Consider the following 11,421-nt stretch of genomic DNA (forward strand, 5'->3'; position numbering starts at 1 on the left):
GTGGGTCGGTGGGGGATGAGGGGATAGGGTGGGAAGTGCTGGGGGATGTTGATTGACGGGGTTTGATTGGTTGGGAGAAGGATTTTTCTGCTTGTGAACTAAAGCAAAGCACGCCGATAGAATAAAAGACGATCGCTTCAATTTGCTTACCGTTCATGCTGCTGTCGCCGTTTTTGGGTGTATTGCTGATTCTGGTTGTCTGTCCGATTTTAGGCGGGTTGCCGTTGATTCGCTGGATTGTCTGGGGGATGACGGGGCAGCGGCTCGATCGCCTGGGGACGGGAAATGTGAGCGTTTCGGCGGCGTTTTATCATGGCGGAAAGTCGGCGGGCATTCTGGCGGTTGGTTCTGAGGCGTTGAAGGGCATTCTGGCGGTTTTGCTCGCGCGGATTTGTTTTCCCAATAGTCCTGCTTGGGAAGTGGTTGCGCTGATTGCGCTGGTGATTGGGCGTTATGGGATTGGGCGCGGGGCAGGAACGACCAATGTAACCTGGGGCTGGGTTGTGCATGATCCGATCGCTGCTGGGCTGATATTTTTGCTAAGCGGCATTAGCTTCACGCTGTTTCGGGAGAAGAAAACCGGGCGGCTGAGTGCGCTGGTGTGGCTGGTGATTATTGCGATTTTGCGCCATTCTCAAGATCGCGGACGAATTGCAGCGACAGTGCTGTTGGCTTTGATCATTGCCTGGATTTATCAGCAGATGCCCGATGATCTAGATTTGTCTGCGGATACTGCTCATTCGGAAGCTCAGCCTATGTTTCGGTTTTTTCGCGGCAACCGTGCCCTGCTTTCTCTTTCCCAGTCGCTTGATGCTCAGCAAGTGGGACAAAAGGCGGCAACGCTGGCTCAGCTTCATCGCTGGGGCTATCCGATTCCGATCGGCTGGGTGCTGCCTGCGGGAGATGATTCGGCTCCATTGATCAATTCGATCGAACCCAGTCCCGAACAGCCTGTGATCGTGCGATCGTCTGCCATTGGCGAAGATACAGCAACGGCATCGGCGGCAGGACAGTATGAGTCGATCGCGAATGTCACCAGTCGGGCAGCGCTAGAGCAGGCGATTTTGCGCTGTCAGGCATCCTACAGTTTGCCCGGTGCAGTGCAGTACCGCAGCGATCGCGAGATTGCGGAAAGTGGCATGGCGATCATTGTGCAGCAGCAGATCCGGGGCGTGTTTTCGGGGGTGGCATTTAGTCGCGATCCGGTGGCACGTCAGGGAGATGCGATCGTGATTGAGGCGTTGCCGGGCGGGGCGGATCAAATCGTGTCGGGTCAGGTAACGCCGGAGCAATATCGCGTTTGGCTTGGGGATGGGGAAAGCCCGATCGGAAAGTCACCCCAAAGCTGGCAGTTGCCGGAGGAAGTCAAGCTCAACATGACGGGTGAAGGAGACGTGCCACCCCGACTGATTCAGCAGGTGGCTTATCTCGCAAGGCATCTCGAAGCCCGCTTTCATGGGATTCCACAGGATATCGAGTGGACATTTGACGGTCAGCAACTCTGGCTGTTGCAGGCACGTCCGATCACAACGCTGATTCCCCTCTGGACGCGCAAAATTGCGGCTGAAGTGATTCCTGGCTTTATTCGTCCGCTCACCTGGTCGATTAATCAGCCGTTGACCTGTGGCGTGTGGGGTGAGATTTTTACGATCGTCCTGGGCAACCGAGCGAAAGGATTAGATTTCACCGAAACCGCCACCCTGCACAATTCCGCTGCCTATTTCAATGCTTCTTTACTGGGCGAAATCTTTCTGCGAATGGGGTTGCCGCCGGAAAGTCTAGAATTTCTGACGCGAGGGGCAAAATTTAGCAAACCACCGATCGCCTCCACGCTGCAAAATTTGCCCGGGCTGGGGCGACTGGCAAAACGCGAGTTTCAGCTTGAGCAAGACTTTCAGCGCGACTGGCAGCAGCAGTTTCAGCCCGGATTGACGGCACTGGATCAGCAATCCGTAAACGAACTGAGCCCTGAAGCACTGCTCGATCGGATCGATCGCATCCTCAATCTGTTGCGACGTGCCACCTACTACAGCATTTTTGCGCCCCTGAGTGCGGCTCTGCGGCAGGCAATTTTTAAAGTTGATCCGGCAGCTCTGGATAACCGTTTGACGCCCGAAACCGCATCTCTGCGATCGCTTCAGTCCCTTGCCGATCGGACTCGTCCGCTGCTCACAACCCTACCGACTGACAGCGAAACCCTGTTTGCTCACTTATCCACTCTGCCGGAAGGACAGCCCATCCTGGCGGAATTCGAGCGCCTGCTCAACGAATACGGTTACCTCAGCGAAGTCGGAACTGATATCGCTGTGCCGACCTGGAGAGAAGACCCCCACCCGGTGCGCGAGCTGCTTGCTGCTTTGGTACAGCAGCCTTTCGCAAATTTCTCCACCCAACCCAGCAAACCTGCAACCGGAAAGCTGCGGAAAGTCCAGCCACGAATTGATTTGAAAGGACGAGTGACAGAAGTGTATAGCAAGCTGCTGGCGGAACTGCGCTGGAGCTTTGTCGCGTTAGAGCAGCAATGGCTCCCCCAAAAATGGCTAGAGCAACCGGGCGATATTTTCTTTCTCACGTTCGAGGAAATCCGGCGATCGATCCAGGATGCCCCGTTCACCGCTCAACTGCCGCGCCAAATTGCTGATCGCAAAGCCCAGCTTGAGCGCGATCGGCAGCTTACTCCACCCCTGCTGGTCTACGGCAACGATCAACCCCTGCCGCAATTCCAGCCCACCTGGGGCGACAGGACAACCGCTCAGACGCTTCAAGGCATTGGAGCCAGTGCCGGACGCGCAGAAGGAACCGTATTAGTGTTGCAGGACTGGCGCAATCTGCCGCCGATCGATCGATCGACAATTCTGGTCGTTCCCTATACAGATTCGGGCTGGGCACCGCTTTTAGCAAGAGCAGGCGGACTGATTGCCGAAACGGGCGGGCAGCTATCTCATGGGGCGATCGTAGCGCGAGAATACGGCATTCCCGCAGTAATGAATGTCAGCCATGCGACACAGCGATTTCAGAACGGACAGCAGGTGCGAGTTGATGGGCAGCAAGGCACAGTAGAAATTTTAGACTAGCGATAATCTGGTTAAAAATTCCACGACTAGAGCAGTCTATTGTCACTCAATCCTTCTGCTAAAGAACTGACTCAACGACGAGTTAAACGACTGATCTGGTTGAGGGAGTTCGCAGCAGGCTCCTAATCAATTGCTTGACCGGATGCAAGAGTTTGCGAACTCGATAGTTCAGGTAATTCCAGGTGCTAATGAGAAAGCGGCGAGTGAATGGAAACAGACACAAAAACTTTTCCCAAGGACTAAGCGACGATTTTTCCACCGCTGCCCAGAATGCCGCCATAACATCCAGGTAGCCCTGTTTTTTCACCTGAGCGGCTTGATTCTGATAGCACTTCTCCAAGAATTCATCAAAAGGCGTTTTGAAATGGAATTTGCCGCGATGGGCGAGACAAATTGGAAGGTGAACAAAAGGTCCAGCTAAGCTCATCTCAACGGCTAAGACTTGATCCGCAGCCAAGATATCTAATCGATGCCCACCAATTTTTTGGAGTACATCGCGCCGAATCATGCTGTAGATAGGATCAAAGAGACGGTAATCAGAATTTAAGAACCACAGTACTCTTTCGTATCGCTTAACGGCAGCAGGAAAATCGAGCCGCCGTCCTTGATATTCGAGGAAGTCTCTCGTTCCGTCTTCGTCAAAGAAATCCTGGTTTGTTGTTACGGCGATCGCATCGGGTCGAGATTCCAGTGTTTCAATGCAGAGTTTGGCATAGTTGGGTTCAAGCCAGTCATCCCAACCAATCCAGCGAATATATTTGCCCCGGCTCAAATCAATGAGACGATTGAAGTTCCCTAAGATGCCAATATCTTTTGGGTTTCGGAAGTAGCGAATGCGATCATCTTTCTGAGCATAACGCTGGCAAATATCGGCTGTCGCATCAGTCGAATCATTATCACTGATCACAATTTCAAAGTTTTGAAAGTCTTGTGCCAGTAGAGAATCAAGTAACCTGGGTAGAAGCTGTTCGCCGTTACGAACCGGCAAGGCAAAGCTAAGAAGCGGTGAGCCAGGGCTTTGAGTAGTCATAGGACAATCAACTGAGTTTATACGTTTTTTACAGTGAGTAATGCTTTACGGTGAGTAATGCAAATATGCTCTAAATTGTTTCATTCCAATTTCGTCAGAAGGGAAACGCTGTGCTCCTGACAAAACCAAATCATTTTTTGGTTTAGGGAATTATTAAGGTTATAAGGCAAACGTAAACCCGAAATCGGCTCAGGGCCAGCAAATTTACGGTTGCTTTATTGCTTGCTAATCAATTCATGAAGGAATCAGGTACTTATGCAGTAATCGCACATCTTGGTATCTTTTGCTACCCTAGGGCTGTTCGATACGCCTGGTGTAATCGCTGCACGTACTTTTCCATGCTGAAGTTACGGGAATTCTGCTGTCCGGCTTTTGCCAGACGATCGCGTAAAGGTCGATCGCTCAAAACCTGCTCCAGCTTCCGACGAATATCTTTCACGTCATACGGATCTACGTACAGCGCAGCGTTGCCGCATACTTCTGGTAGACAAGAAGCGTTTGAGGTAATCACCGGGCAGCCAAAAGTCATTGCTTCTACGGGCGGCAAGCCAAAGCCTTCATAAAGCGAAGGAAAAACAAAGCAGTAGGCTCCCCGATACAGGTAGCGCAGCGCGTTGGTCGAGACGTATTCTAAGAGCCTCACCTGTTTTTTCGATCGCTTCTGGTCAAATAAATAAGCGGTCTTGCCTAGTTCTTCTTCCCAAAGCCAGCCTTTTTTGCCTGCAATAATCAGAGGCATTTCGGTGTCTAGCGTGGCGTAGGCATCAAGCAGGCGACCTACATTTTTCTTCGGTTCGATCGCCCCAACAAATAGCAAATAATTCTGCGGTTCTAAGCCATATTGCTGCAAGAAAAACTCGACTTCTTCATCGGTGTCGCCATCGTCTAAGGGTTTGAGAGCGATCGGCTGATAGGTGACAATAATGCGATCGGGATCGACCTCAAAGTAAGTCAAGATGTCCTGTTTAGTATGCTCTGAAACGGCAATAATCGCAGCAGATTCCTTTAGAGCAGCTTCAGTTTTGTAATAAAAACTCTCTTTGTCATCCAGCGTGGCATAAGGTAAACGCAGCGGAATCAGATCGTGAATCGTGGTGATTTTCTTTGCGCCTCGTACCTGAATGGGCAGTGGATAAGTCGCGTGCCAAATATCGATTTTCTCAGGCACGGTAATTTGTGTACTAATCTTCAGTTTCTTGTATAAAACGTTTGCCAGGTCGTAGCACTGCGGCAAGTTAAATGAAGCGGCATATTTCAAAAAATCATCGCTGTATTGCCCTCGCTTCACCACTAAATTACTGCTGGTGTCGCGTCGTCTGGCTCGATAAAGTGGTCCTGATAAGCTTTTGAGCAATCCCTTTAGAACAAACAACAAATTTCGATCTTTGTCTTGATTGTCAAAGAAATACACTTCATCCAGCACCGCATTCTTTTTATAGGCACTGCGGCTTAACAACACATCAATTTCGGCTCCCAGTTCGGTGAGTGCCTGGATTAGGCTAAGTCCATAGGTTTTAATGCCCGTCCCCTTAGTGAGCTGTAGGTTATAGCCGTCGATCAGCACTCGGACTCCCGCTAAACTGTTGGAGTCGTCTGTATGGGATGCCGCGATCGGTTGAATTTTCGGCTGACTTTTGGGCTGACTTCTGGGCTGAACGGTGAGCGTGGTTGATTCCGAAGCATTCACCAATCCGGGCACACAGACCACATAGCCTCCCCGCTTGACGATCGACCGAGGCGACCAGGTAGTAATCCAGCCATTCTCATCCGTTGCAGTCAGGGTTTCCTCTTCGTCTCCGGGTGGGGTCGAGACAGGAATTGGTAGCAGCGATGCCCAGTAATCTCGATGGGCATGAAAGTGAACCCCAGAACTAGAAAGCTTCAGCTTCACCGGAATGCCATTAACGCTGTCTGATCGTACTGTCGCATGATCCGGATCATCGTCACCCACTAGCAAAGGACGCTCTTGTGGATCTTGCACTTTCTGAAGTAACGCGATCGTCTCTGGCCTTACTTCCGCTGTGTCCTGAAAGCAAGAAATCCAGCGAATCGACGGATCGTTGAGCCAGTAGCTAACTCCTGCACTGAGCGCGGCGGCTGGACGAAACTGGGGAAGCTTCAGGAGTTGTACCTGATGGCGATCGGCAAGGGCTTGGTTTTGCGCTGCCTTCTCCCCCTCTGAGCCGTTATCCACCACCACTACGGGAATGTTTAACGCCAGGACTTGGGGCAGCGATCGATCGAGGGCATCGGGTCTGTTGTGGGTAAGCACTACTGCCGCCGCCGGCTGAATGTTGCCCTCCAGGTCATAAAAGCGATCGATGGCATCCATCCGCTCAAATAATGCTTTCAGATCGTTCTCATCCGTGGCAAGGAATTCGGTAATGGGCGATCGGGCGTAGACGACAAATACGGCATTCGCGTACACCGGATGGAATTTGTGGACAATTTCGGCTCCCAAGGGCGCGTAAATCTCGGCGATTTGTCCTTTATGAATGACCGCAAACGCAAACTGCTCCAGCGATAGGGCAGGAGAAACGCTGTAGGGATAGGTTCCTGGAAACGGCTCAAAAAACTCACCGGGTGCAAGGATGGCATCGAGGGGCTGAGCGTGCTGCTGAAGAAAATCACGCACTTGCAGCCAGTACAAATCGTCGATCGGAAATGTCATTGCTCTGCCCTCACTGGTCGCCAATTTCCCATTTAATCACTTGATTGGTCAATTGCCTGCTTCAGCAGCCTGAGCGGTGCAAAGTGAACGTTTTAGCGGAAAAGCAGCTTGAATCGTCTGGCTTACTTCATCTTTCGTAAAGGTATCGATCGGCGTGGTACTATCTCTGCATAATCCGCTGAAACTCCAGCATCGTCCCTTCTGTAGCGGCATATGATGACCCGAGAAGAGAAAATCCTGTCTGCGATCGATCCAGCTACTCAGCTTGGGCTTGAGATTGGTCCCTTGAATCGACCGATTGTTACTTGCCAAATGGGCAAAATCCGCTATGTCGATCATGCATCGACCGAAGAACTCAAGCAGAAGTATGCTGAGGACTCGAATGTTGACATTGATCAAATTGTCAAGGTGGATTACGTTTGGGGTGAAAAGCAACTGCCTCAGCTGGCGGGGGACGAAGCTCCGTTTGACTATGTGGTCGCGTCGCATGTCATTGAGCATGTGCCGGATTTGATTGGCTGGCTTAAAGAAATTCATGCAGTTCTGAAACCGGGCGGCATCCTGACGCTAGCAATTCCCGATAAACGCTACTGTTTCGATTATTTTCGTCAACCAACTGAGCCTGCCCAGGTTGTTGAAGCTTATTTGCAGGGCAACCGTAAACCAACTCCTAGACAGATTTTTGAACACTTGTCGCAGGTTGCCTTCTGGCAAGGGCAACTTGGTTGGAGCCACGAGGTCGAAGCCAGCGAACTAACCCGTTTGTACACGGATAGGCAAGCATGGGAGGTGGCGTATCAAGCTTCAATCGACAATCAGTATCATGATGTTCACTGCTGGGTCTTCACTCCCCGCACCTTTTTTCAACTGCTGCGAACACTGATTGATATTAACTTAGTTGATTTCAAAGTTGCTGAGTATTACGACACGACAGGGCTGGAGTTTTACATCAGCCTGGAAGCAATGGACTTAACCAAGCATCCAGACGATCGCAAAGCAATTCAGCTTGAAAGTTTGCCGACTATTGATCGCGATCGACCGCAAATTGCACCTTTGGAACCCCAATCAATACTGGAGGATGAACGCGTTCAATCCCTGCTGGTTGAACTGGAATCTGAACGTGAAATGAGTAAACTCGCTCATCTGCGAATCGGGGAACATCAGGAGACAATCCAGCGTTTACGGAAAAGGGTTAAAAACTTGAAAATAAAGCTGGAAGACTCCGAAAATCAAATTAAGGCAATGAAAACCAGCAAGTTTTGGAAACTGCGATCGCAGTGGCTTAAATTGAAGCAGTTGCTTGGCTTAAACGAAACTGGATCGAATGCTCGCTGAAGATCGCTGTTAAGAGGAAAATATCAACTTGTTCTTAGAAGGTAAGAGCGGTTCGATATTTTGCTTAATCAAGTTTAATTTTCTGATTCTCCATAGCACTGCATAAAACTTATCTGTAACCCTTCCGTAACTCATGAGACATCACTGGCAAAAAGACTACCCTGCAATGCCTAATTTATCTGAGGCAGAATTGGGAGAGAATAATAGTTTGGTCAAAACGGCTCAGCTTGTTGGAGAAAATCGGAAAGTTATTGATTTTGGTTGTGCCACAGGTTATCTAGCTCGCTTACTCAATGCAAGAGGATGTCAAGTAACAGGACTGGAAATCAATGCAGATGCCGCCAAGATAGCGGAGCAGTATTGTGAAAGAGTTATTGTCGCTGACTTAGACTACACAACGCTGCTAGAGATCCTACCTAATGAAAAATTTGATGTCGCAATTTTTGGTGATGTTTTAGAACATCTCCGTAATCCTTGGGATGTGCTACGAGAAGTCCGTAATATTCTGACGGAAAATGGATTTGTGGTTGCCTCAATTCCTAATGTCGCGCACGGCGCAGTGAGATTAGCGTTACTGAGCGGCAAATTCCAATATGAACCATTGGGATTACTCGACAATACTCATCTGAGGTTTTTCACTTACGAAACGGTTGTTGAACTGTTTGAAGAGTCGGGCTATACCGTTGATGAAGTGCGCCGAACTATCATTCCTGTTTTTGAGGGAAGTAATTTGGTTCCTAAAGTGAACCGAAATGATTTTCCGTCTGAACTGGTGCAGGCGATCGAACAGGAGGAAGACGCGAATACGCTTCAGTTTGTACTGAAAGCTTTCCCGCTCACACCGCAGGGAGAACACCTAGCCCTTCAGTCGAGATATTATCGATTGCTCGATCAGCATAAGCACCTTCAGGATGAGCTAAAACAGGCAAAGCGGGATTTGGATGCAAAACAAGCCGAACTCGTGCAGGTGCATCAATCGCAGATTGAGCAGTCCCAGACTCAGATTGAGCAGTTGCATGAGCAGGTTGAGCAGTCCCAGACTCAGATTGAGCAGTTGCATGAGCAGGTTGAGCAGTTGCATGAGCAGGTTGAGCAAACGAAACAGCAATATAAAAGTGTTCAGCAAGAACTAGAGCGAACGCAAACGGCATTAGAAGAAGCTCGATCGCACGCTGAACATATCCAGATTGAGCTGCATCATGCTCAAAGTCAGCTCGACCAAAAGCAGAAGCGAATTCAATCTCTGCGAAAGGGACTGGAAACGAGAGAGATCGAAGTTTTGCGGGCGCAGGATCGGATCAGCGCAATGGAAACTAGCAAGTTCTGGCAGTTTCGTATGAACTGGTTCCGCTTCAAGAAAGTCTTGAGGCTGGGGGCTGAAGATATTTCCCCATTTAAGGTAACGCAAAATCTACCTAAGCTGTCGCAAGCGCGCGTTCAGCCTCAGGAAATCAAGCCGGTTCCGGTCAAGTCTGCCGTTGCGGAATTGAGCGTTGCACCCGTGTTGACGCCCTATGAGCGGTGGATGCAGAAGCATACTCCCCAGGCAGAAGAGCTGAAACGAATGAAGCAGATTGCCTCTGTGCTGGCATATAAGCCGCTAATCAGCATTGTGGTTCCGGTCTACAACACCCCAGAAGAATTTTTGCGGGAGGCGATCGAATCTGTCATTGCCCAGCTCTATCCCCACTGGGAACTATGCTTAGCAGACGATGCCTCTCCCGACCCTCATGTGAAGGATGTTCTGAAGGAATATGCCGAGAAGGACGATCGGATTAAGGTGGTCTTCCGGGAAGAAAACGGGCATATCTCGCGCTGTTCAAACTCGGCTCTGGAACTGGCGACAGGCGAATATATTGCCCTGCTCGATCACGATGATACGCTTGCACCCGAAGCCCTATTTGAAGTCGCATTCCTGCTGAATCAGCACCCTGAAGCCGACATGGTCTATTCGGATGAAGACAAGATTGACGAGCAGGGCAATCGACGCGACCCCTATTTCAAGCCGGATTGGTCGCCCGATACGTTCCTGGGCCGGATGTACACCTGCCACCTAGGAGTTTATCGGCGCTCGATTATCAGCGAGATTGGTGGTTTTCGGGCAGGCTATGAAGGCAGCCAGGACTATGATCTAGTGCTCCGCTTCACTGAAAAAACCAATAAAGTCTTTCACATTGCGAAAATTCTCTATCACTGGCGCATTCACGAGCAATCTGCTGCAAGCGGTACTGAGGCAAAGCCCTACGCGTATATTGCGGCTAAAAAAGCTCTCACCGAAGCTTTGCAGCGACGCGGTGAGCCGGGAACGATTGAAGATGTCCCCGATTACTTAGGACACTTTAGCGTTCGGTATGAGGTAAAACAGCCTGGTTTGGTCAGCATTATTATCCCTACCAAGGATTTAGGGTATGTGCTGAATCAATGTCTAGAATCGATTTTTACCAAGACTACTTACCCGAATTTTGAAGTTGTCCTAATCAATAACGGCAGTACTGAACCTTATACTGAAAAAGTAATTGGTGAGTGGCTAAACCGTGAACCCGGTCGCTTGCGATGCTATATGTTGGGAATTCCCTTCAATTACTCCAAACTCAATAACTATGGCGTTAGCAAAGCCAATGGAGAGTATTTCTTGTTTCTAAATAACGACACGGAAGTCATTACTCCAGACTGGCTTGAAATTATGGTCGGGCAGGCACAGCGATCGTCGATTGGTGCAGTAGGTGCATTCCTGCTCTACCCGGATAATACCGTTCAACATGCGGGGGTCATTGTTGGCTTAGCTGCATTTGCAGGTCATCCTTTTACTCGTTATCCTGCCAACTCGCCTGGTTATTTTGGGCTGCTTTTGTCAGATAACAATTATTCCGCTGTCACCGGGGCTTGTTTGATGTGCAAGCGTGAGGTGTTTGAATCTGTCGGCGGGTTCAACGAAGACTTGGCAGTTGCATTTAATGACGTTGATCTTTGCCTCAGATTTATGATGCAGGGCTATCGGAACGTGTGTTGTGCTCAAGCAGAGCTATATCACTACGAATCGAAAAGTCGGGGAAGTGAAGACCTGCCAGAAAAAAAAGCAAGATTTCTGAAGGAATGTGAGTATATGAAGCAAAAGTGGCAAGAGTTCTATGAGCATGATCCTTGCTATAACCCACACCTAACGCGGCAGCATTGTGACTATCGAATTCGAGAAATGCAATGAGGATGAAAGCTAGCACATTTCGGCTACGTCGAGAAAATAGTTTCACATCAAATACTGCTGGGTTACGACAAATGAATAAAAGCTGCAATTGAGTTGATTACTGCTAAGT

At 49.6% G+C, this 11,421-nt stretch carries 6 protein-coding genes; 3 read left to right on the top strand and 3 right to left on the bottom strand.

All coding sequences use genetic code 11. The annotated features are described in order from the left end of the window. Positions 1-155: 155 nt before the first annotated feature. Entirely contained in the window at positions 156-3,074 is a 2,919-nt protein-coding gene (locus H6F80_RS11150) for a glycerol-3-phosphate acyltransferase (RefSeq protein ID WP_190791625.1), read from the top strand. Positions 3,075-3,156: 82 nt separating this feature from the next. Here the strand turns inward: H6F80_RS11150 and H6F80_RS11155 are convergent, their stop codons facing one another. The 3 genes from H6F80_RS11155 to H6F80_RS11165 form a co-directional block, all read right to left on the bottom strand. Beyond that, entirely contained in the window at positions 3,157-4,104 is a 948-nt protein-coding gene (locus tag H6F80_RS11155; protein ID WP_190791626.1) for a glycosyltransferase family 2 protein, read from the bottom strand. 286 nt (positions 4,105-4,390) lie between these two features. Continuing rightward, positions 4,391-6,775, bottom strand: a complete 2,385-nt coding sequence (locus H6F80_RS11160; RefSeq protein ID WP_190791627.1) for a glycosyltransferase — start codon at positions 6,773-6,775, stop codon at positions 4,391-4,393. Positions 6,776-6,823: 48 nt separating this feature from the next. After that, positions 6,824-6,988 carry a hypothetical protein gene (locus H6F80_RS11165; RefSeq protein WP_190791628.1) on the bottom strand — a complete coding sequence of 55 codons (165 nt, stop codon included), beginning with the start codon at positions 6,986-6,988 and terminating at the stop codon, positions 6,824-6,826. A 3-nt stretch (positions 6,989-6,991) separates the two neighbouring features. Here H6F80_RS11165 and H6F80_RS11170 point away from each other — a divergent pair, with 3 nt between their 5' ends. Both H6F80_RS11170 and H6F80_RS11175 read left to right on the top strand, forming a co-directional pair. Continuing rightward, entirely contained in the window at positions 6,992-8,110 is a 1,119-nt protein-coding gene (locus H6F80_RS11170; RefSeq protein ID WP_190791629.1) for a methyltransferase domain-containing protein, read from the top strand. Between the two features lie 133 nt (positions 8,111-8,243). Then, on the top strand, positions 8,244-11,312 hold the full coding sequence (locus tag H6F80_RS11175) for a glycosyltransferase (protein WP_190791630.1): 3,069 nt from the start codon (positions 8,244-8,246) through the stop codon (positions 11,310-11,312). Positions 11,313-11,421 lie beyond the last annotated feature (109 nt).

This window comes from Leptolyngbya sp. FACHB-711, from assembly GCF_014695615.1.
In the GTDB taxonomy this organism is placed as follows: Bacteria; Cyanobacteriota; Cyanobacteriia; order Elainellales; family Elainellaceae; genus Leptolyngbya_A.

Coding starts and splice junctions, on each gene's coding strand:
- H6F80_RS11150 (WP_190791625.1), top strand. CDS start 156: ATGCTGCTGTCGCCGTTTTTGGGTGTATTGCTGATTCTGGTTGTCTGT.
- H6F80_RS11155 (WP_190791626.1), bottom strand. CDS start 4,104: ATGACTACTCAAAGCCCTGGCTCACCGCTTCTTAGCTTTGCCTTGCCG.
- H6F80_RS11160 (WP_190791627.1), bottom strand. CDS start 6,775: ATGACATTTCCGATCGACGATTTGTACTGGCTGCAAGTGCGTGATTTT.
- H6F80_RS11165 (WP_190791628.1), bottom strand. CDS start 6,988: ATGCCGCTACAGAAGGGACGATGCTGGAGTTTCAGCGGATTATGCAGA.
- H6F80_RS11170 (WP_190791629.1), top strand. CDS start 6,992: ATGACCCGAGAAGAGAAAATCCTGTCTGCGATCGATCCAGCTACTCAG.
- H6F80_RS11175 (WP_190791630.1), top strand. CDS start 8,244: ATGAGACATCACTGGCAAAAAGACTACCCTGCAATGCCTAATTTATCT.